This window comes from Saccharopolyspora sp. ID03-671 (assembly GCF_045278815.1).
In the GTDB taxonomy this organism is placed as follows: domain Bacteria; phylum Actinomycetota; class Actinomycetes; order Mycobacteriales; family Pseudonocardiaceae; genus Saccharopolyspora; species Saccharopolyspora ipomoeae.
The window spans coordinates 4,455,349-4,474,977 of the sequence record NZ_CP134054.1; the positions used below are offsets into that span (position 1 = coordinate 4,455,349).

20 protein-coding genes and 1 tRNA gene are annotated in these 19,629 nt (G+C 70.3%); 9 read left to right on the top strand and 12 right to left on the bottom strand.

The window, feature by feature from the left end:
- The first annotated feature begins 217 nt into the window (after positions 1 to 217).
- The 3 genes from REH65_RS20600 to REH65_RS20610 are packed head-to-tail and all read left to right on the top strand — an operon-like array spanning position 218 to position 2,625.
- A complete protein-coding gene (locus REH65_RS20600) occupies positions 218 to 1,432 on the top strand; it encodes an MFS transporter (RefSeq protein ID WP_406688718.1) in 1,215 nt (404 codons plus the stop codon).
- 6 nt (positions 1,433 to 1,438) lie between these two features.
- Positions 1,439 to 2,290: a bifunctional methylenetetrahydrofolate dehydrogenase/methenyltetrahydrofolate cyclohydrolase gene (locus REH65_RS20605; protein WP_281455267.1), complete on the top strand. Its 852-nt coding sequence runs from the start codon at positions 1,439 to 1,441 to the stop codon at positions 2,288 to 2,290.
- Between the two features lie 44 nt (positions 2,291 to 2,334).
- Positions 2,335 to 2,625 carry a DUF3017 domain-containing protein gene (locus REH65_RS20610; protein WP_281455266.1) on the top strand — a complete coding sequence of 97 codons (291 nt, stop codon included), beginning with the start codon at positions 2,335 to 2,337 and terminating at the stop codon, positions 2,623 to 2,625.
- A 168-nt stretch (positions 2,626 to 2,793) separates the two neighbouring features.
- Here the strand turns inward: REH65_RS20610 and REH65_RS20615 are convergent, their stop codons facing one another.
- Both REH65_RS20615 and REH65_RS20620 read right to left on the bottom strand, forming a co-directional pair.
- Positions 2,794 to 3,630, bottom strand: coding sequence for a DUF4253 domain-containing protein (locus REH65_RS20615; RefSeq protein WP_406688719.1), 837 nt, complete (start codon positions 3,628 to 3,630; stop codon positions 2,794 to 2,796).
- A 96-nt stretch (positions 3,631 to 3,726) separates the two neighbouring features.
- On the bottom strand, positions 3,727 to 4,731 hold the full coding sequence (locus tag REH65_RS20620) for a medium chain dehydrogenase/reductase family protein (protein ID WP_406688720.1): 1,005 nt from the start codon (positions 4,729 to 4,731) through the stop codon (positions 3,727 to 3,729).
- A 90-nt stretch (positions 4,732 to 4,821) separates the two neighbouring features.
- On the opposite strand from REH65_RS20620, the gene REH65_RS20625 reads away from it, so the two are divergent.
- Positions 4,822 to 5,496 carry a TetR/AcrR family transcriptional regulator gene (locus REH65_RS20625; RefSeq protein ID WP_406688721.1) on the top strand — a complete coding sequence of 225 codons (675 nt, stop codon included), beginning with the start codon at positions 4,822 to 4,824 and terminating at the stop codon, positions 5,494 to 5,496.
- Here REH65_RS20625 and REH65_RS20630 read toward each other — a convergent pair.
- From REH65_RS20630 to REH65_RS20640, 3 genes are all read right to left on the bottom strand, one after another.
- Positions 5,493 to 5,693 carry a DUF1918 domain-containing protein gene (locus tag REH65_RS20630; protein ID WP_281455262.1) on the bottom strand — a complete coding sequence of 67 codons (201 nt, stop codon included), beginning with the start codon at positions 5,691 to 5,693 and terminating at the stop codon, positions 5,493 to 5,495. The genes REH65_RS20625 and REH65_RS20630 overlap by 4 nt on opposite strands.
- 58 nt (positions 5,694 to 5,751) lie before the next feature.
- The gene (locus tag REH65_RS20635; protein ID WP_281455261.1) at positions 5,752 to 6,180 is read right to left on the bottom strand and encodes a hypothetical protein; all 429 of its coding nucleotides are present in this window, start codon (positions 6,178 to 6,180) and stop codon (positions 5,752 to 5,754) included.
- 126 nt (positions 6,181 to 6,306) lie between these two features.
- Entirely contained in the window at positions 6,307 to 7,140 is an 834-nt protein-coding gene (locus REH65_RS20640) for a metal-dependent hydrolase (protein ID WP_281455260.1), read from the bottom strand.
- A gap of 236 nt (positions 7,141 to 7,376) precedes the next feature.
- Between REH65_RS20640 and REH65_RS20645 the strand changes: the two genes are divergently transcribed.
- The 5 genes from REH65_RS20645 (at position 7,377) to REH65_RS20665 (ending at position 12,116) form a co-directional block, all read left to right on the top strand.
- Positions 7,377 to 8,597 (top strand): NADP-dependent isocitrate dehydrogenase, encoded by a 1,221-nt coding sequence (locus REH65_RS20645; protein WP_281455259.1) that lies wholly within the window; start codon positions 7,377 to 7,379, stop codon positions 8,595 to 8,597.
- 460 nt (positions 8,598 to 9,057) lie between these two features.
- Complete coding sequence (locus REH65_RS20650) at positions 9,058 to 9,363, top strand: SH3 domain-containing protein (RefSeq protein WP_406688722.1); 306 nt, start codon at positions 9,058 to 9,060, stop codon at positions 9,361 to 9,363.
- 73 nt (positions 9,364 to 9,436) lie between these two features.
- Positions 9,437 to 9,508: transfer RNA gene (locus tag REH65_RS20655), tRNA-Val, on the top strand.
- Between the two features lie 194 nt (positions 9,509 to 9,702).
- Positions 9,703 to 11,058 carry an NADP-specific glutamate dehydrogenase gene (gene gdhA / locus REH65_RS20660; protein WP_406688723.1) on the top strand — a complete coding sequence of 452 codons (1,356 nt, stop codon included), beginning with the start codon at positions 9,703 to 9,705 and terminating at the stop codon, positions 11,056 to 11,058.
- Between the two features lie 131 nt (positions 11,059 to 11,189).
- Positions 11,190 to 12,116 (top strand): YihY/virulence factor BrkB family protein, encoded by a 927-nt coding sequence (locus REH65_RS20665; RefSeq protein ID WP_406688724.1) that lies wholly within the window; start codon positions 11,190 to 11,192, stop codon positions 12,114 to 12,116.
- Here the strand turns inward: REH65_RS20665 and REH65_RS20670 are convergent, their stop codons facing one another.
- The 7 genes from REH65_RS20670 to REH65_RS20700 all read right to left on the bottom strand — a co-directional run bounded on the left by REH65_RS20670 (position 12,117) and on the right by REH65_RS20700 (position 19,560).
- On the bottom strand, positions 12,117 to 12,509 hold the full coding sequence (locus tag REH65_RS20670) for a type II toxin-antitoxin system VapC family toxin (protein WP_406688725.1): 393 nt from the start codon (positions 12,507 to 12,509) through the stop codon (positions 12,117 to 12,119).
- The gene (locus tag REH65_RS20675) at positions 12,509 to 12,742 is read right to left on the bottom strand and encodes a hypothetical protein (protein WP_406688726.1); all 234 of its coding nucleotides are present in this window, start codon (positions 12,740 to 12,742) and stop codon (positions 12,509 to 12,511) included. The genes REH65_RS20670 and REH65_RS20675 overlap by 1 nt, the downstream gene beginning before the upstream one ends.
- A 131-nt stretch (positions 12,743 to 12,873) precedes the next feature.
- Positions 12,874 to 15,303: an MFS transporter gene (locus REH65_RS20680; protein ID WP_406688727.1), complete on the bottom strand. Its 2,430-nt coding sequence runs from the start codon at positions 15,301 to 15,303 to the stop codon at positions 12,874 to 12,876.
- A complete protein-coding gene (gene sbnA / locus REH65_RS20685; RefSeq protein WP_406688728.1) occupies positions 15,300 to 16,274 on the bottom strand; it encodes a 2,3-diaminopropionate biosynthesis protein SbnA in 975 nt (324 codons plus the stop codon). Before sbnA ends, REH65_RS20680 begins: the two co-directional genes overlap by 4 nt.
- A 216-nt stretch (positions 16,275 to 16,490) precedes the next feature.
- On the bottom strand, positions 16,491 to 16,970 hold the full coding sequence (locus tag REH65_RS20690; RefSeq protein ID WP_406688729.1) for a hypothetical protein: 480 nt from the start codon (positions 16,968 to 16,970) through the stop codon (positions 16,491 to 16,493).
- Between the two features lie 110 nt (positions 16,971 to 17,080).
- A complete protein-coding gene (locus REH65_RS20695) occupies positions 17,081 to 17,695 on the bottom strand; it encodes a DUF3159 domain-containing protein (RefSeq protein WP_406688730.1) in 615 nt (204 codons plus the stop codon).
- A complete protein-coding gene (locus REH65_RS20700) occupies positions 17,692 to 19,560 on the bottom strand; it encodes a S9 family peptidase (protein WP_406688731.1) in 1,869 nt (622 codons plus the stop codon). The genes REH65_RS20695 and REH65_RS20700 overlap by 4 nt, the downstream gene beginning before the upstream one ends.
- Positions 19,561 to 19,629: the final 69 nt, after the last annotated feature.

The following is a 19,629-nucleotide window of genomic DNA, read 5'->3' on the forward strand; positions in this document are numbered from 1 at the left end:
TGTGGCGGTTTTCAAGATCGCCCCGGACGGGACCGATGATCTCGCCCCAGAGCTTGCCTGCTGAAAGTTCGAAAGAACATCACACCACCAGGTGTATTGGATCAGCGAGGGGGTTCTCCGAAAAACCGGTGGCACTCCGTCAGTGCCCAAGGACACAGTTGTGGACGTGCTTCGTCCGTACCGGCTCCTGGCCGCTGTCCCACACGCTCCGTCACTGATGACCTTCGGTCTGTTGGCGCGCCTCTACATCCCGGCCCAGGTGATGGTGGTGACGTTCCTGATGGCCGAGTGGACCGGTTCGTACGCGCTCGGCGGCGCGGTCTGCACCGCCATGACCATCGGGCACGCGATCGCCGGGCCGGTGCGAGGACGTGCGGCGGACCGCAGCTCGGTGGCGAAGGTGCTGGTCGTCAGCGGTGCGGGCCAGTCGGTGGGCTTCGCGGCGATGATCGCGACCGCGGCCTGGGCGGACGCGGCGATGTGGTGGTTGATGCTGCCGGTCGCGCTGGCCACGGGCCTGTCCGCGCCGCCGCTGGGGCAGGTGACGCGCTCCATGTGGCCGATGATCGCCACGGGTCGGGCGCGGGAGGCCGCCTACGCGGTCGAGGCGACGATCGGGGAGCTGCTCTACGTCGTCGGACCGATGCTGGCCGCGTTCGCGGTCGCCGCCTGGGGCGCTCCGGCGGCGCTGGTGGCCTGCGCGGTGTGGGCGGTGGTCGGCCCGGCCCTGTTCGCGTCGGCCCTGTGGCGCGCCGGGATCCGGGGCGGGCTGGGCGGTGGCTCGCGCGGGAGCGCCGGGAGCCTGGTGCGGACGCCGGGGTTCCTGACGCTGCTGTGCTTCTTCTGCCTGATCGCGGGTGCGCTGATCTCGGTGGACGTGCTGCTGGTCGGTTGGGCGCGCGGCCGCGGCGAACCGCAGCTCGCCGGGGTGCTCGCGGGCGTGTGGGCGGTGGGCTCGCTGGTGGGCGGGCTGGTCATGGGAGGTTTCCCGCGGCACCGGTTGTGGGCGCGCGCTGGGGTGACGGCGCTGGGCCTGTGCGCGCTGGTCCCGGTGCTGCCGCCGATCTCCGGGGGCTCGCCGTGGGCGGTCGGGCTGATCCTGCTGATCGGTGGTTCGGCGGTTGCCCCGCTGCTGACGGCGGCGAACAACCGGCTGGCGGATCTCGCCCCGGTGGATCGGCGGGGTGAGGCGTTCGGCTGGATGTCGACGGCCGGGCAGGGAGGTGCGGCGCTGGCCTCACCTCTGGTGGGCGCGTTGCTCGACGGCAGCGGACCGGCGGGTGCCGGGGCGGGCATCGCCGGGATGGCGGTGGTCGCGTTCGCGGTCGTGCTGCTGCACCTGCGCCGCTCCGGGCCGGTTTCGCCCGTGGCGGAAGTGGTGGAAAAAACTGCGGACCGGCGAGGTCATGCGGTCGACGATCTGCCACGATGAGCAGCTGTGAGCGCGACGATTCTCGACGGCAAGGCCACCAAGGACGCGATCTTCGAGGAGCTGCGACCCCGCGTCGCCAAGCTCGTCGAGCAGGGTCAGGCCCCGGGCCTGGCAACGGTGCTGGTCGGTGACGACCCCGGCTCGCAGTCCTACGTGCGCGCCAAGCACAACGACTGCGCGAAGGTCGGCATCAAGTCCATCCGCAAGGACCTGCCCGCTGACGTCAGCCAGGCTGACGTCGAGGCGGTCATCGATGAGCTCAACGCCGACCCCGAGTGCACCGGTTACATCGTGCAGCTGCCGCTGCCCAAGCACCTCGACGCCGGTCCGCTGCTGGAGCGGATGGCCCCGGCCAAGGACGCCGACGGCCTGCACCCGATCAGCCTCGGCCGCCTGGTGCTGGGCGAGGAGGCCCCGCTGCCGTGCACCCCGCGCGGCATCATCGAGCTGCTGCGCCGGCACGACGTCGAGCTCAACGGCGCGCGCGTCGCGGTCGTCGGCCGCGGCATCACCGTCGGCCGCCCGATCGGTCTGCTGCTGACCCGCCGCAGCGAGAACTCCACGGTGACCCTGTGCCACACCGGCACCAAGGACCTGGCCGCGGAGATCTCCCGCGCGGACGTGGTCGTCGGCGCGGCCGGCGTGCCGAACCTGATCACCCCGGACATGGTCAAGCCGGGTGCGGCGGTGCTCGACGTGGGCGTCACCCGCACCGACGACGGGCTGGCCGGGGACGTGCACCCGGACGTCGCCGAGGTCGCAGGCTTCCTGTCGCCGAACCCCGGTGGCGTCGGCCCGATGACCCGCGCGATGCTGCTGACGAACGTCGTCGAGGCGGCCGAGCGCAACCTGGGCTGAGGCGCCCGGTTCGCCGGAGTGGCGCCCCGCTGGACTGGAGGATCGTGAGCGACTGGTTGCCGGACAGGTCCCGCCTGTCCATCCACGTGCCGTTCGGCTTGGTGTGCGGCATCGGGCTGATCGGGTTCCTGCTGGTGTCCCTGCAGCACTGGCGCCGCGGCACGGTCGTGCTGGGCCTGGCGCTGCTGGTCGCGGCGGGCCTGCGCGCGATGATCCCGGACGAGCGCGCCGGTCTGCTGGCCATCCGCAGCAGAGTCGTCGACATCCTCCTCTACGCCGGTTTCGGCGTGGTCATCATCTCCATCGCCATGACCATCAAGGGCCTCTTCGGCTGACCCGGCCGCCAGAAGGCAGGCACCCCACCCCGGGGGTGCCTGCCTTTTTCACGTCCACACCGGACACTCCACACCGGACCACCCGGCCCCGCGACGAAAACCCCGGTTTTCGCGCGACGAATGTTGCGGTTTTCGCGCGATGAATGTTGCGGTTTTTGACGGGAGGGGTCAGTCCCACCAGAAGGACCAGGTCCGTCGGCCTCGGATCTCGTTCGCGTAGGCCGAGAGGGAACCGGATTCCTGCAGGATGCGGTCGGGGCAGAAGGTCCAGTGCTCGGCGGCGACGGCGGCCGCGTGCTCGGCGGTCTGCGGCGGGGCGGCGACGCTCATGTCGAGCCGGTCCGGTCCGAGCCGCAGGATGCGGGCGCCGAAGCGCTCCTCCCAGGAGCGCACCATCGCCGAGAGCCCGGCGGTGCGCGAGACGTGGTTGGCCGCGCCGGACCAGCCGAGCACCGTGAGCACGTCGGCACCGCGCTTGACCGGTACCAGCGCGAGCCGGGTGTCCTCGTCGACGAGCTTCGGAAGCTGTTGGTTGGCCAGCACGTCCGGGTCCGCCAGCAGGTTCCCGGCCTTGGCCGGCCCGGGGCAGCTGTAGTCGAAGGGCGCGAGCACGTCGAGGTCGTAGGCCGGGCCGAGCTCGTCGTCGACCTGCACGAGCCCGTCCCAGATCCGCGCCATCACGTCGTAGACGCGCCAGCGGTCGATGTGCTCCAGGGGTTCCGGCGAGACGACGCCGACGGTGCAGCGCTCGCCGAAGGTCTCGTCGCTGTCGCAGAGCAGCAGCGGCCACAGCCCGCTGCGCCGGTGCTCGGCGCGCAGCGCGGCGGCCAGTTGCGGCCCCGGGGTGTCGAGGCTGATCCAGCACAGCGGTGCCGGGTGGACCGCCATCGACATCTGCTCGGTGAGGATCTCGCCCGGTGGCAGCTCGGTCGAAACCCCGGCACCGATGCCGAAAACCGCAGAAAGATCGGCCGGTGCCCCCGCGTCCCGGTCGTCTTGCAACATCACCGCCTCCTAGCGATTCCCCGATGGGACCACCTTAAGGACGCGGGACGGTCGGGGGGAGCCCGGGATGGTGCAAACCAGCTAACATTTCGGCCATCACTCCCGGTGAGAGCCCGGTTGCAGCACGATGCGACCGGTCCGCTTCCCGGACAGGTGCAGGTCGAGCGCGCGTTCGGCGTCCTCCAGCGGCAGCCGTTCGGCGATGAGCGGGCGCAGTCGTCCCCGGGCGAGCATCCCGAGCAGTTCGGCCAGATCCTTCCGCGACTGCTCGTCGGAGCGCACGTAGTACAGCCGCGCGCGGCGTCCGCCGGTCCTGCCGAGGAACCTGCGGATCTCCCACCCGGCCAGCATCCGCACGATCCCGAGGTAGGGAGCGAACCACGGGCCGGTGTCGTCCAGCGTCGTGGAGCTGCCGTAGCTGACCAGCGTTCCGCCGGGCGCGAGCAGTCGCCAGGACGCCGGCAGGCTCGACGGTCCGAGCGGGTCGAAGACGGCGTCCACGCCGCCGGGGGCGAGCGCGGTGACCTGCTCGGCGACGTCGTCGGTGCGGTGATCGATCAGCTCCGCTCCGAGGTCGCTCAGGTCCGGGTGCCGGTGCGCGGAAGCGGTTCCGATGACCCGGATCCCGTCGAGGGCGGCCAGTTGCGCGAGCAGCGCCCCGACGCCGCCGCCGATGCCGTGCACCAGCACCGTCCGTCCCGTTCGCGCGTTCGCGGTGCGCAGCAGCTGGCGCGCGGTGACGCCGTTGAGCACCAGCGCGACGGCTTCGGCCGCGTCGACGTCGTCGGGGACGGCGACCAGGTCGCGGTCGCGCAGCACGACGTGCTCGGCCCAGGCTCCGGTGCGCGTCAACGCCGCCACCCGCTGCCCGATCTGCCAGGGCGTTCCGGGTCCGGTCGCGACGATCTCGCCGACCAGGTCGTAGCCGGGCACGAACGGGAACTTCGGCTGGGCGGGGTAGCGGCCGCGCCGCATCTGCACCTCGGCGAACGCGACGCCGGTGGCTTCGGTGCGCACGAGCACCTGGTGCGGCCCGAATTCGGGGGTCTCGGTATCGCGGACGACGACCTCGTCGAGTCCGGTGAGCACGATCTCGGTCATGGGTCCCCCAGGGTGATAAGAAGTAGCGAAAGTGAGAAGCTCTAACGCAAATATGGACCTGTTACTCTCAGGCGTCAAGGGAGGGGGAGCATGTCCGCTGAGCCGCGCAGTCCTCGGGAGCGCTTCCGGGAGCAGACGCGCAACGAGGCCAAGCAGGTCGCGATGGAGCAGCTCGCCGCGTCGGGCCCGTCGGGGATCTCGGTGAACGCGATCGCCAAGCGGATGGGCATCACCGGGCCCGCGCTCTACCGCTACTTCGCCAATCGAGACGCGCTGCTCACCGAGCTCATCGCCGACGGCTACCGCGACCTCGCGGAGGCGCTCGAAGACGTCGCGCACGAGCACCGCCGGAAGACGCCGGAGAACCGGTTCCGCGAGGTCGCGGCGGGTTTCCGGGCGTGGGCGCTGGAAGGGCCGCAGCGCTTCCTGCTGCTGTTCGGCACCCCCGTGCCCGGCTACGTCGCTCCGGACGAGACCTTCGAACTCGCCGACCGCGCGTTCGCGCCGATCCTGGAGGCCCTGGCCGCGCTCGCGCCGGAGTCGCCGCCGAGCAGCGCGCTCGACCGGCAGCTGCTGGCCTGGCGCGACCGCCGAGGTGGCCCGCAGCCGCCGCTGCCCGCGCTGCGCAAGGCCGTCCGCGCCTGGTCACGCCTGCACGGCGTGATCAGCCTCGAGGTGATCGGCCAGTTCGGGGGCATGGGCGTCGACCCGGAACCGCTGTTCCGGGCCGAAGTCGAATCCGTCCTCGCCGACCCCTGGGACTAGTCGCCCCGGCGCTGCGAAGGGGCTTCGATCACGCAGTCCGATCCGGGGAAGACGATTCCCTCGTGGCCGTCGGTGTAGCGGACCTTGTACGGCGGTTCGCCGTCCTGGCCGAGAACCTCCAGGATCTCGGCGTACTTCTCGGCTTCGTCGACGTGCTTGCTGTGCACGTGGAGCTGGTCGCCCACGACTGCTCTCATCACCCATCACCTCCGCCCCATCAGGCTAGGCGAGGTGTGATGCAGATCGCAGCAGTCGTCATTCCGCCAGTCGTGAGCAGGTCGTGGTGACCGCCTGGTACTTGTCCAGCTGGGCGGAGGTCCACTCGGCGCCGGCCTCGATGTCGACCTTGCCGTCGGCGACCTGCTGCACCGATTCCTGCACGTCGAGCAGGTTCTGCTTGAGCGTCTCGTCAGCGGTCGCGCTGGTGAGCTGCTCCAGCTCGGCGACCTTGGCCTGGGCGTCGGCCTGGGCCTTCTGCGGGTCGGCGAAGTTCGGCACGAAGTTCGCGGCGTTGATCGCCCGCAGGCACGCCTGCGCGGAGTCCAGGGTCTGCTGCGCGCCCTGGAGCTGCTGGTTGGCGTCCTGCAGCCCCTGCTGGGCCTCCTGGATCTCGCCGCACGAGGCGAGTCCGGTCAGCAGGGGTAATGCCAGGACCGCCACCGCGATCCGCGTTCGAGCTCGCATCTTCCCTCCGGGGACAAGGCGCAGTGCCTCGGTGGCGCTGCACGTGCACCTTATCGGTGCGACCAGAGGGATTGTGCACTTTGTCTTGTTTTAGGTGCTAATGGTCTAAACCCTGCTCCGACTGGCTCAAGGGCCCGCCTCGATCCAGGTCATCACGGCGGGCGGCAGGTCCAGTCCGGCCAGCCAGGGAGCGGCGCCGATGCGGTAGAGGACGACGCAGGTCAGCGCCAGCGACACCAGGGTCAGGCCGGGGCCGACGATGGCGAGCTCGACGGCGCCGCCGGTGCGCATCCGCAGCTTCTTCGGCGGCGCGACCGGGTACCAGGTCTTGCCGCCCAGCGGCACCGGCCACAGCATCGGGCAGCCCTGCTCGGTGATGGCGTCGCCGATGAAGTGCGCGATGCAGCCGATCATCACCGCGACTCCGAACGCGGCGGCGTCGGTCGGCTGGTCCCCGGCCCAGGCCCAGCACGCGACCGTGAGCAGCAGCGACGTGCCCGCGATGAGCAGCGCGTCGCGGCGGGAGCACCAGGTGTGCATCAGCCCGCGCACTGCGAGGCCGGCGAAGAAGAACATCAGCACGCCCAGCGCGCTGCCCTCGCTGGTCTGCACGATCGCGGTGGTGATGAGCCCGGCGAGGATCGCGAAGACGACGGTGTGGGTGAAGCCGCGGTGCGTGCCCTCGCGGTCGCTGTCCTTCTTGGTGCGGGTGAGCCGGTAGAGGAAGCCGCTGAGCCCGCTCATGGCGGCGGAGAAGCCCTTGGAGATGGCGCCGAAGGTGGCCGCGACGGTCGAGGACGGGTGATCGATGTCGGGCAGCAGCGCGGCGCCTGCGGAAAGAGTGGCTCCGACCACCCAGGTCTTGGGGGATAATTGCCCCAGCGCGTGCGTGTCGGCCAGGGCGGTCACCGCTGCCCATGCGGCCAACCCGCTCATCGCGTGCGTCGGTCCTGTCGCCATGTCTCTCCCGCATCGCCTGCCGCGCCGAACAGCTGCTCGACAAGATCACTCGTCTGTGAGTTCGAGAGTAGAAGAAGATCGCGGCGCGGCCGGGCATTGCCCTGGGGGTGGCAGCTGTGAATCTGACTTCGGATGCGCCGTGACCCTGGTGGCGGGCGACGGGGGCAAGGCACAATCGAAAGCGCTAGCAGTACGCTTGTACCGCTTGCATTCTCGCGAGAGGAGCACCCCGCCACATGAGCAAGATCAAGGTCCAGGGCACGGTCGCCGAACTGGACGGCGACGAGATGACCCGGATCATCTGGTCCTTCATCAAGGACAAGCTGATCCACCCCTACCTGGACGTCAACCTCGACTACTACGACCTGGGCATCGAGCACCGGGACGCCACCGACGACCAGGTGACCGTCGATGCCGCGAACGCCATCGCCAAGCACGGCGTAGGTGTGAAGTGCGCCACCATCACGCCCGACGAGGCGCGCGTGGAGGAGTTCGGCCTGAAGAAGATGTGGCGGAGCCCGAACGGGACCGTCCGCAACATCCTCGGCGGCGTCATCTTCCGCGAGCCGATCGTCATCTCCAACATCCCGCGGTACGTGCCGACGTGGACCAAGCCGATCGTCATCGGCCGTCACGCCCACGGCGACCAGTACAAGGCCAGCGACTTCAAGGTCCCGGGGCCGGGCACCGTCACCATCACCTACACCCCCGAGGACGGCTCCGAGCCGATCGAGATGGAGGTGGCGAAGTTCGGTGAAGACGGTGGCGTGGCCATGGCCATGTACAACTACCGCAAGTCGATCGAGGAGTTCGCGCACGCGTCCTTCCGGTACGGCCTGGACCGCGGCTTCCCGGTCTACATGTCGACCAAGAACACGATCCTGAAGGCCTACGACGGCATGTTCAAGGACGTGTTCCAGGAGATCTACGAGAACGAGTACAAGGCCCAGTTCGACGCCAAGGGCATCACCTACGAGCACCGGCTGATCGACGACATGGTCGCCACCGCCCTGAAGTGGGAGGGCGGCTACGTCTGGGCCTGCAAGAACTACGACGGTGACGTGCAGTCGGACACCGTCGCGCAGGGCTTCGGCTCGCTGGGTCTGATGACCTCGGTCCTGATGACCGCCGACGGCAAGGTGGAGGCCGAGGCCGCGCACGGCACGGTGACCCGCCACTACCGCCAGCACCAGCAGGGCAAGCCCACCTCGACCAACCCGATCGCGTCGATCTACGCTTGGACCCGGGGTCTGCAGGCCCGCGGCAAGATGGACTCGACTCCGGAGGTCATCGGTTTCGCCGAGGCGCTGGAGCAGGTCGTCATCGAGACCGTCGAGAGCGGCAAGATGACCAAGGACCTGGCCCTGCTGGTCGGCAACGACCAGCCGTTCCAGACCACCGAGGAATTCCTCGCCACCCTGGACGAGAACCTGCAGAAGAAGATGGCCGACCGCTGATCTTCGCCTGACGCGAAGCGCCGCTACCACCGCACGGTGGGGCGGCGTTTTTGCGTTCGGGGTCGCGAAGTTTTCATGAAAACTTCGCCCCACCACGCTCCCGAAGAGCACGATCACCTCAGGCGGCGGGCGCCCGTTGCCGAGGTCCGCTGGTCTGATGCACCGAGGTCAGGAGCGCCCTTCACGGCGCTTCTCGGCGAGCTCGCGAAGCTCGTTCCGCACCACGTCCAGGTCGAACTTGTACCGACCCCCGGGTGTCACGAGAGCGACCGAGATCAAGCCCTCGTCGGCGTAGCGGCTGATCCCGCTGTTCCCGGATCGCCGATTACCGGGCGCTGTGGGGCTCGGGCGGGTGTCCCTGGGGTTGTTGAATCGGTGGCGCGGTGGTGTGGCGGGACTTTCATGTTCGCCTGGAGGGTCGTTATAGCTGGGGGCGACGTTCTTGACCTGGAGGTTCGGTGTGCTCCCAGTTCCCCGCCCGGTTCTGCTGGCCGGTGTCGGCCTGATCGCCGTCGTCTACGCGATGGGCGCTGACCGGGACAGCGATGCGGCCAAGCCGGACGACTGCGCGTTCCAGGTCTCCGCCGACGCCCTCAACGTCCGCTCGGCCCCGGACGAGGAGGCCTCGCGCGTCGATCGACTCGGAGCGGGCGAGCAGGTCGAGGCGACGCCGAACGTCGTCGACGGTTTCCGCGAGATCGGCTCCGGCCGCTGGGCCGCCACCGAGTTCCTCGTGCCGCTGCCGGGAAGCGCCTGCGTTCCCTGACGGGCAGGGGTGGGTGTGAACGCCCGGAAACCGCTGAGATAAGCTCTCCACCGCTGGCGGCGAACACCGCCGAGCGCGATTAGCTCAGTGGGAGAGCGCTACCTTGACACGGTAGAGGTCACTGGTTCAATCCCAGTATCGCGCACCGTTTCGAGCCCCTGTCAGTTCGCTGGCAGGGGTTTTCGTCGTTTCCGGGCCCGTTCCGCCTGTCCGTCCACAGTGGATCCGACTGGTTTTCGTGCGGTGTGACGTGCGCCGCTGTTGTTTCAAACGCGTCACCGTTCTGTTAAAAGCAGGTGAGCCCTTCTGGTATCCGACGCCGAGGAGATTGCACCCGTGATGAGTCGCAACCCGGATGACCTGCAGCTGACAGCCGACACCTATCGGGCCATCCAGGTTCGCGACGGGCATCAGCTCGAGTTCGGCCAGGCCGTCTACGAGGTCCTGGAGTCGTTGGAACCCGCGCTCGCCCGGCACCCCGAGTACCTGCGGTCAGGTGTGCTGGAGCGGTTGTGCGAACCCGAACGGCAGATCATCTTCCGGGTGCCGTGGACCGACGACTCCGGTGCGGTGCGGGTGAACCGGGGCTTCCGCGTCGAGTTCAACTCCGCGCTCGGGCCGTACAAGGGCGGCCTCCGGTTCCACCCGTCGGTGAACATCGGCGTGGTCAAGTTCCTCGGCTTCGAGCAGATCTTCAAGAACGCGCTCACCGGCCTGCCGCTCGGCGGCGGCAAGGGTGGTTCGGACTTCGACCCGAAGGGCAAGTCCGACGCCGAGATCATGCGCTTCTGCCAGTCGTTCATGACCGAGCTGCACCGCCACCTCGGCGAGTACACCGACGTCCCGGCCGGGGACATCGGCGTCGGACGGCGCGAGATCGGCTACCTGTTCGGCCAGTACAAGCGCATCACCAACCGCTACGAGTCGGGCGTGCTCACCGGCAAGGGGCTCAACTGGGGCGGTTCGCAGGTGCGCACGGAGGCGACCGGGTACGGCACGGTGTACTTCGTCGAGCAGATGCTGCGCACCCGCGACGAGGGCCTCGACGGACGCCGCGTCGTGGTGTCCGGGTCGGGCAACGTCGCGATCTACGCGGCCCGCAAGGCCGTCGAGCTCGGCGCCACCGTGGTGGCCATGTCGGACTCCGAGGGCTACGTGGTGGACGAGGCCGGCATCGACGTCGAAGCGGTCCGCGAGCTCAAGGAGGTCCGCGCCGGACGCATCAAGGCCTACGCCGAGGACCACGACCGCGCCAGGTTCGTCGAAGCCGGTTCGATCTGGGACGTGCCGTGCGCGATCGCGTTGCCCTGCGCCACCCAGAACGAGCTCGACGACGAAGCCGCCCTCGCGCTGGTGCGCAACGGCGTGGTCGCGGTCGGCGAGGGGGCGAACATGCCGACGACCCCGGGCGCGGTGAAGATCTTCCAGGACGCCGGGACCCTCTTCGGGCCGGGGAAGGCGGCCAACGCCGGTGGGGTGGCCACCTCCGGTCTGGAGATGCAGCAGAACGCGTCCCGGGATTCCTGGCACTTCGACTACACCGATGACCGGCTGTCGGAGATCATGGCCGACATCCACCGGGCCTGCCAGGAGACGGCCGAGTCCTACGGGGTTCCCGACAACTACGTCCTCGGCGCGAACATCGCCGGTTTCGTCAAGGTGGCCGACACGATGCTCGACCTCGGGGTCATCTGATACCGGCCCCGTCGCCGTTCGATCACGAACCGCGTGTCGTCGAGGCCGTTCGGTGCGGCGTCGTCGAAAATCACGGCGTCGGACCGCGGTGCGCGCGGTTCGCGATCGGCGGAGCGCTGGGAGGAGGGGTCGTGCCGCAGACGTTCTTCGCGCGGCTCCGGCACCCGCGCAACCGGCGGGTCCGCGGCCTGATCCGGTTGACCGAGCGGACCGTGGAGAGCAGCGGTCGCTACCGGTTGATGGGTCTGGCCGGGGAGGCGGCGTTCTTCACGCTGACCTCGCTGCCGCCGGTGCTGCTCGGCGTCGTCGGCACGCTCGGCTACTTCGCCGGATGGCTGGGGCGCGAGGACACCCTGGCCGCGGTCGAGGAGGCCCTGGTGCACGCGGCCGGGGCGGTGCTGTCACCGGAGGCCATCGATGAGCTGCTGCGTCCGGTGCTGGTGGAGATCCTGGGATCGGGACGGGCCGGGATCATCTCGATCGGTTTCCTGCTCGCGCTGTGGTCCGGGTCGGCAGCGCTGAACGTCTACATCGACACGATCTCGGTGGTCTACGGCCTCGGCGGGCAGCGCAGCGCGGTGCGGCAGCGGCTGATGTCGATCCTGATCTACGTGGTGGGACTGCTCGTCTCGCTGGTGCTGCTGCCGCTGCTCGCCGTCGGCCCGTCGGTCATCGCCGGATGGCTCCCCGAGGTGTCCGCGCTGGTGTACGGGCTGTACTGGCCGGCGGTCGTGCTCGGTTCGATCGCGTCGCTGAGCACCCTGTACATGGTGTCCGTCCCGATCCGCACGCCCTGGCACGAGCACTTGCCGGGAGCCGTTGTGGCGCTGCTGGTGTGGCTGGCGGGCAGCTTCGGCCTGCGGATCTACCTGGACGTGAGCCTGGAGAACTCCCCGGTCTACGGCGCGATAGCCGCACCGATGGGCGTGCTGCTGTGGCTCTACGTCACGGCTTTCGCGGTGCTGCTCGGCGGCGCCGTCAACGCCGAGCTCGACACCGTCCAACCCTCCCGCGAGATCGCCATCGCCCGCCGCGCCGCCCGAGAGGCCACCGAGTGATCAAGTCGGTATGTCGACCGGCAGCCCGGAGTCGCGGGCCGCGTCGGCGAGCCGCTTGTCGTAGGTGACCAACGACGTGATCTCGTCCTTGCGTCGCAGCGCCGTGGCCAGGTGGAGGGCGTCGAGGGTGCGCACGGCCGCCGGCTTCACGGTCTGGGCGAGGATGCGGATGCAGGAGTCGATCTCGATCAGCTCGATCAGGTCGAGCACCGGGTGCAGGCGGCCGATCGCCTGCGGGGCATGTCGTGCCAGCACTCGCGAGGTCTCGATCTCGGCGAGAACCGAGCTGACCCAGCCGGTCTCGGCCCGGGCGTCGAGCCACTTGCGGAGCGCCTGCGACTCGGCCTCGGCGTGGACGAGCTTCACGATGGCCGCCGAGTCCAGGTAGAACATCAGCGCTCGTCCCCGCGGTCGCGGGCGATCTCGGCCGCCAGGTCCACGCCGTCCGCAGCCTCCATTCCCATCCGCAGGACGGTGCGCCGCATCGCCACCGCGCGTTCCTTGCGGAGCGCGGCGTCGATGACCGCCTGCCGGATGGCTGCGGAGCGCGACGCGCCGTCGTGGGTGAGCACGTCCAGCGCGTGCTCCGTCTCGGCGTCGCTGCGGATCGTGATGGTGTCGGCCATGAACCCAGCGTAAGACAGAACGTCTTACGCCGGCCAGGTCACGATCGGGTGAGACGCTCGGTGGTGTGGCGGAAGGCCCGGAGGACGACCAGCGCCGCCGCCGCGCCGCCCGAGAGGCCGTCGGGTGAGGGTCACGTTCGCTCCAGGTTCCGGAAGACCAGGCCGGGGTGCGGTTCCGGGCCGAACGACACCGATCCTGCGGGCAGCCGAACGCCTTCGCGCGCAGCGGTGGTGACCTCCTCGGTGGAGGGTGAGCTGGTCAGCACCGCGATCCCGCCGCTGCGCTGAACGTGCCGAACGGCCCTGGCGGCACTGGCGGCACTGGGTTCGCGGTGGTGCGCGTCGTCGGGGAACTGCCAGATCCCCTTGATCAGCGCGGTGTTCAGGACCGTCACGTGCAGGCCGCGGAGGCGCGCGGGCTCCTCGCGCAGTGCCGACTCCAGCAAGCCCGGATGCGGTCGGTCGAGGAGATAGCCGCCGGACGCGGTGGCGACGACGAACGACGGCCCGTGCTGCCCGTGCCGCTTGAGCGCGGTGATCCAGCGCGCCGGATCACCGCCGAGCGCCTGCACCCGGAAGTGGTTCGCGGCGGCGCGCAGCACGCGTCGCGGGTCCGCGCCCGGCAACACCCGGTGGATCGGGGTGATCCGCAGCGGCGTCGCGGTGGTGTCGACCAGCAGCGCCGGGAAGTAGTCCCACGGCCCCGGGCCCCGGCCCGCCGCGTGGGCGGCCCGGCGGTAGCGGACGGCCGCCGCGTGGCGGTGGTGGCCCTCCGCGAGGAACGCCGGACCCGCGCCGATCTCCGAGGTGATCGAGTCCTGCGCCTCGTGCTCGGTGATGCGCCAGAGCCGGTGGGCGCTGCCGTCGTCGGCCCGCACCTCGGTGTCCGGGTCGCGGGTCGCGGCTTCGCGCATGAGCGCGGTGGCGCGCCCGTCGCCGGCGAAGCCGACCAACGCGGGCGCCAGGCTCCACCCCTGGGCGCGCATGCTCTCGACCATGCTCCCGACCCGGTCGGGGACGAGTTCCTCGGGGGCGTGGAGCCCGCTGTCGAGGTGAACCGACGCCAGCACGCCGCGCACGTGCCCGTGCGGTCCGTGCTGCTCGTAGGCGTAGAACGCGGGCAGCCGGTCCTGGACCACCGAGCGCCGCCAGGTGGCGGCGTCCTGGTCCGGGCTCCACGGCGTCGCGTACCTCGCGGCCAGGGCACTCAGGTGAGGCGGGACGACGAGACCGCCTCGGAACGGCACCGCGGCCACACCCGTGCGCACCGGCTCGGTGACCCGGATCCGCGTCGTGATCTCCGATTCCGGCGGGGATTCGTCCGGTCCGCGGCGCTCGGCGCGGGACGCCAGAGCGGCGAGCAGCGCGCCGAGCGCGCACGCGAGGGCCATGACCAGCACGGACCCGGAGACGGGCAGCAATCCCGTCATCGGTCCGGCGAGCAGCGGCCCGGCGGACTGGCCGATGAGCAGCCAGCTGTTGGCGGTGCTGACGTGGCTGCTCCTGCGTTCCTCCGGGGCGTGCTTGCTGAAGTGCAGGAACAGCGACTGGGCGAGGGCCGCGAAGCAGAAGCCCTGGACCAGGCGCACCGGGAGCATCGCGTACGGGTCCAGCGGCAGGGACAGCAGCGCGATGGCGACCGCGCATCCCGCGGCGGCGACCGCGAAGGTGCGCAGCGGACGTCCGGTGCCGTCGTTGTGCCTGCCCCACCAGAACGACCCGAGCAGGGTCGCTCCCCACATCACCGAGTGCAGCACGCCCACCCATGCGCTCGCGATGTCGCGGTCGGGGAGCACGCCTGCGACGTGTTCGGCGTAGACCGGGATCAGCCCGTAGACGCCGAAGTGGACCGCGATCGCCGCGAACGCCAGCGCGGCGGCTCCGGGGACCTGCGAGACGGGCGGCGTCCGGACCGGGTCGCGGCGCGCGGTGGTGGCGCGCGGGACGCGGGGTTCGCGGAGCCCTGCCGCGCAGGCGATGGCCAGCGCGACCGCCGCGGCGGCGATGACGAGCATGAGCTCGCGCAGACCACCGGAGCCGACGAACAGGCCACCGGCCACGGGACCGGCGAGAGCTCCGGCCGCGGTGGCGCTGAACGACTTGCCCAGCGAGGACCCGCGGGTGCGGTCCGATCCGGCGGCTCCGGCGAACGCGGCGGCGGCCTCGACGACCCCGCCGAGCGTTCCCTGCAGCAGGCGCCCGACGACGAGCGCGAGGGGAGTGTCGGCCGCGGCCATCACCACCATGGCCGCGGCGAGTCCCAGCAGCGCGCGCACCACCATCCACTTGCGGCCGATCCGGTCGCCGAGCCGGCCCCACAGCGGTGTCGCGACGGTCAGCGCCAGAGCGGGAGCGGCGATGGCCACGCCCGCCCAGGTCTGGGTCTCGGCGGTCGTGCTGGTGCCGATCTGCTCCAGGTAGAACGGCATGATCGGCACCAGCATCATCAGCCCGGCCGTGTTGACGAACTGGCCCGTCCAGAGCAGGAGCATGTTGCGCTCGCCGCCGGGCTTCGCGTCCTGCTCCCGGTTCGTCGACGGGGCGTGCGCAGCGGCGGTCACGGTGCCGTCACCTCCGGCTCCCACGGCTCGGGAAGCGCGGCGACCCAGTCGTCGTCGTAGACGAGATCGAGGTAGCGCTCTCCGCGGTCGGGCAGCACGGTGACGATGCGGGCAGGCCCCTCCAGCCGTGAGACGAGGTGCTCGACACCGGCGATGACCGCGCCGGAGGACCCGCCCGCGAAGATCTTCTCGGTGGCCAGCAGCCGTCGGCATCCGGCGGCCGATTCGGCGTCGGCGACGTGCACGACGTCGTCGATCTCGCCCGGCTCGTAGATCTCGGGCACCCGGCTGGCCCCGAAGCCCGGGATCTGCCTCGGCCCGGGCGGCGCGTCGAAGATGATCGAGCCGACCGCGTCGACGGCGACGACCTCCAGCGAAGGGTGGTGCTCGCGCAGTCGGCGGGCGATTCCCTGGATGGAGCCGGTGGTGGACACGGCGGCCACCAGGTAGTCGATGGGGCCTTCGAGGTCGGCGAGGATCTCCGCGCCCGCGGTCTCGTGGTAGGAGCGCCAGTTCAGCTCGTTGGCGTACTGGTCGATGAGCGTCGCGTTCGGGGTGGCTGCCGCGATCTCGCGGGCGCGCCGCACGCGCGAGTGCAGGTAACCGCCCGCTTCGTCGAGCTCGGTGACCATGTCGACGTCGGCGCCGAAGAGTTCGAGCAGGCGGAGGTTGGCCGGGGACGTCTTGGGGTCGACCACGGCGGTGAAGGACAACCCGTGGAGTCCCGCTGCCATCGCCAGGGCGATGCCCAGGTTGCCCGAGGTGCTCTCGACCAGGCGCATGCCCGGCCGGAGAGTCCCGTCGGCGAGGCCGCGTTCGACGATGAACCGGGCGGGCCGGTCCTTCATGCTGCCGCCGGGGTTGAGCATTTCGAGCTTGGCGAGCACTTCCACGCCGGGTTCGGGGAAGCACCGGTCGAGTCGGATCATCGGGGTTGATCCGACGCAGCCGATCACCGAATCGTGGATCACTGGAACCTCCGAGTTCTCGGGCGCGCGTCATGGCGCCACCGCATTGCGAGGAGCGGAAAGCGTGAACCGATGCGCGGATGACGAGTGGCGCGTGTTTCGGGGCCGTCGTCAGCGCGCGAAGAAGCGGCACGTGCCCGTTTCAGGAATCAGCGCGGCGAGGGGTTCGGAAATCAATTCGCCTGCTGTTCATCCGGGCGAAGTGCTGCATTCGGTGAATCACGTCCGCGCAATGCACGCGAAGTGGAGGAACTCGATTCCGGTTGTTCTCCGCGGTGGTCGGGAGAGCCACTGCCGGAGCCGTGCGGCCCAGGAGGCCGAGCCCGCCGGCAGTGCCGCCACCACCGCGGTGAGCATCAGCGCGAAGAGGAGGAAGTCCAGGTCATCGGGGTTGTTGATGCCCCTGTTGATGCTGATCGCGCTGTAATCCGGGCCTGCGTCGCAGTCCGGGGCACCGCTGCCGGGGCCGTCGTGGTGACCGGCGGTTCCCGGCGCGGATTCTCCGGGACCGTGATGCTCGTGCTCGGCCGACTCGTCGTGGTGCGGGGCGGCCGAATGCGATGCCGCCATCATCGCGGCGTGCCCGGGAAGTGCGTGCGCGGGGAGGAATACGAACGGGACGACGAGCAAGCCCAGCACGAGAAGGGGAAGTGCGATCCACTTCCCCTTCTCCAGCTCGCGCGCCGTCGATCGATGCACGGAGCCCACCATAGAGATTCGCTCGCCGGGAGGCGAAGCCGGATGCGGTCTTTCACACGAGGGAATCCGCGTTTCCCGGTGGAACGAATTCGTTTCGGAGGTGTGCTCGGTCAGAACCGCTTGGTGGTGTGGCGGAAGGCCCAGAGGACGACCAGCGCCGCCAGTGCGGTGAGGGGTGTGCCCATCGCGATCTTGGCGAAGGCCAGCCAGCCCGTGGAGTCGGCGAGGTACAGGTACTCCTTGACCACGAACCGGGCCGCGAACACCGCCGTCACCGCCAGCGAGGCGAGGTAGTGGGCGCGCAGGGCCGAGCGGTCCTGCCGCCACGCGTTCTGGCCGCCGTGCAGCAGGTTCCAGATCACGCCGGTCAGCGGTCGTCCGACCAGCAGCGAGACGAGCATGACGATCGCCCCGGCGAGGCTGGCCCAGATCCCGATGAGGAAGAAGTCCTTCGCGGACCCGGTCAGCGCCGCGACACCGCCGGCCGCAGCGATGGCGATCACGCCGCCCAGGGCCGAGGAGAGGCGTTCCCCGCGCAGCACCCGCACACCGGTGAGCACCAGCGCCGCCGCGAGGGCGACGCCGATCGCCACCATGAGCGGCAGGAACGGGACCGCGGTCACGAACACCACCACCGGCAGGGCGGTGTAGAGCATTCCCATCGGCCCGCCGACGCCGTCGACCAGGGCCTGCTTCACGTCGGTGGGCTTCTCGGTCGCGGTCATCGGGCATCTCCTATGTGGCGGGCGAGGAAGCGGTCGGCGGCGCGGAACATGGTCACCCGGTTCTCCGGGTTGACCACGGCGTGCCCCTCGTCGGGGAACACCAGGTATTCGACGTCGAGGCCGCGAGCGCGGGCCGCCTCGACGATCAGGTCGGATTCGCCCTGCACGACGCGGGCGTCGTTGGCGCCCTGCACGACCAGCAGCGGCGAGCGGATCTTGTCGACGTGGCTGATCGGCGAGCGGGCCAGCATGTCGGCCTCCTGCTCGGGATCGGCCGGGTCGCCGACGTAGCGGAACCAGTTGGTGATCAGGGCGGGTTTGACGAACTCGGGCTGGGTGCGCATGAAGTTCGCCAGGTCGGAGATGCCCACGTAGTCGACGACGGCCGCGAACCGGTCGGGCGTGAAAGTGGCGCCGACCAGCGCCGCGTAGCCGCCGTACGAGCCGCCCATGATCGCCACCCGGTCCGGGTCGGCGTAGCCCCGCTCGATCGCCCAGTCCACGGCGTCGATGAGGTCGTCGTGCATCTTGCCCGCGAACTCGCCGATCGCGGCCTGCATGTGCGCCTTGCCGAACCCGTCCGAACCCCGGAAGTTGACCTGCAGCACCGCGTACCCGCGGTTGGCCAGCAGCTGCACCAGCGGGTTGAAGCCCCAGTGGTCGCGGTGCCACGGCCCGCCGTGCACCAGCAGCACCATCGGCAGCTCCGAGGGCTCCGCGCCGACCGGCAGCGTCAGGTACGACGGCAGCTCCAGCCCGTCGCGCGCGGTGATCGTCACCGGCGTCATCGGGGCCAGCGACTCGGGGTCGAGGTGCTCGTAGGGCTTGAACAGCAACCGCTTCTCGCCCGTGGCGTGGTCGTAGAACCAGGTCACGCCCGGATCGCGGTCGTGCTGGAACGACACGATCCAGCGCTGCCCGGCGTAGTCGGACGACAGCTCGCCCACATCGCCGTCGGAGAGCTTCTCCAGCTCGGCCAGCACCTCGGCGAAGTGCGGGTCGATCGGGCGGATCTCCTGGCGCGCGCCCCGGTAGCGGGCGCCCAGCAGCTCGCCGCGCCGGTCGAGGACGAACGTGGCGGGCGCGGTCGGGAACACCTTCGGGATCGGGTCCAGGTCGAACGTCGGGTGGCTGTCGACCTCGGTCCGCTCGCCGGTGGCCAGGTCGACGCGGACCAGCCGCGAGCGGTCGCCGTCCTCGTACGAGCCGATCCACATGCCGGTGCCGTCGGGCGTCATCTGCGACAGGTGGCCCACCGGGTGGTCGGCTCCCGGGAGCAGCACGACGCGGTGCAGCTCGCCGTCGGCATCGGGGCGCAGCAGTTCGAGGTCGCCGTCGGCGGTGAGACCGGTGACGAGCAGTTCACCGGAAGCCTGGAACCAGCTGCGGCCGAGCCCGGGACTCCGGCCGAGCAGGGTGAGCTCCCCGGTGGCGACGTCGAGCTCGTGCAGGTCGAACTCGGCCGGGGTGCGCGCGTTGAGCAGGACGGTGAGCTTGCCGGGCCGGCCGATCGACGGTTCCGCCGAGACGACCCGGGCTCCCGGGAACGGCGTCAGGTCCACCGCGGGCACGCCCGGGGCGTGGACGTCGGCGCGGTGCAGGTGCCAGTTCTCGTCGCCCCCGGAATCCTGCAGGTAGAGCAGCCAGCGCGGGTCGTCGGCCCAGTGGAAGTTCTCGACGCTGCGGGTCTCGTCGGCGGTCACGCACAGCGGCTCGGAACCGGGTTCGAGGTCCTGCACCCACACGTTGAGGCGGTTCTTCCACGGCGCGAGGAAGGCGATCCGGGTGCCGTCCGGCGAGATGCGGGCTTTGAGCCGGTGCGGGTCGCTGAACAGGCTCTCGACCGAGAGGTGAGCGGGTTTCATGGTGGTTCCCCCATGTCGGTGTCGGTGGAACCAGTCCAAGGCGTGCCGCTGCGGCATGCTCAATACCCT

What these genes read in the sequence shown, in the direction of transcription:
- REH65_RS20600 (WP_406688718.1), top strand. Translation starts at nt 218, where the DNA reads ATGACCTTCGGTCTGTTGGCGCGCCTCTACATCCCGGCCCAGGTGATG.
- REH65_RS20615 (WP_406688719.1), bottom strand. Translation starts at nt 3,630, where the DNA reads ATGTTGCAAGACGACCGGGACGCGGGGGCACCGGCCGATCTTTCTGCG.
- REH65_RS20620 (WP_406688720.1), bottom strand. Translation starts at nt 4,731, where the DNA reads ATGACCGAGATCGTGCTCACCGGACTCGACGAGGTCGTCGTCCGCGAT.
- REH65_RS20625 (WP_406688721.1), top strand. Translation starts at nt 4,822, where the DNA reads ATGTCCGCTGAGCCGCGCAGTCCTCGGGAGCGCTTCCGGGAGCAGACG.
- REH65_RS20630 (WP_281455262.1), bottom strand. Translation starts at nt 5,693, where the DNA reads ATGAGAGCAGTCGTGGGCGACCAGCTCCACGTGCACAGCAAGCACGTC.
- REH65_RS20635 (WP_281455261.1), bottom strand. Translation starts at nt 6,180, where the DNA reads ATGCGAGCTCGAACGCGGATCGCGGTGGCGGTCCTGGCATTACCCCTG.
- REH65_RS20640 (WP_281455260.1), bottom strand. Translation starts at nt 7,140, where the DNA reads ATGGCGACAGGACCGACGCACGCGATGAGCGGGTTGGCCGCATGGGCA.
- REH65_RS20645 (WP_281455259.1), top strand. Translation starts at nt 7,377, where the DNA reads ATGAGCAAGATCAAGGTCCAGGGCACGGTCGCCGAACTGGACGGCGAC.
- gdhA (WP_406688723.1), top strand. Translation starts at nt 9,703, where the DNA reads ATGAGTCGCAACCCGGATGACCTGCAGCTGACAGCCGACACCTATCGG.
- REH65_RS20670 (WP_406688725.1), bottom strand. Translation starts at nt 12,509, where the DNA reads ATGTTCTACCTGGACTCGGCGGCCATCGTGAAGCTCGTCCACGCCGAG.
- REH65_RS20675 (WP_406688726.1), bottom strand. Translation starts at nt 12,742, where the DNA reads ATGGCCGACACCATCACGATCCGCAGCGACGCCGAGACGGAGCACGCG.
- REH65_RS20695 (WP_406688730.1), bottom strand. Translation starts at nt 17,695, where the DNA reads ATGACCGCGACCGAGAAGCCCACCGACGTGAAGCAGGCCCTGGTCGAC.
- REH65_RS20700 (WP_406688731.1), bottom strand. Translation starts at nt 19,560, where the DNA reads ATGAAACCCGCTCACCTCTCGGTCGAGAGCCTGTTCAGCGACCCGCAC.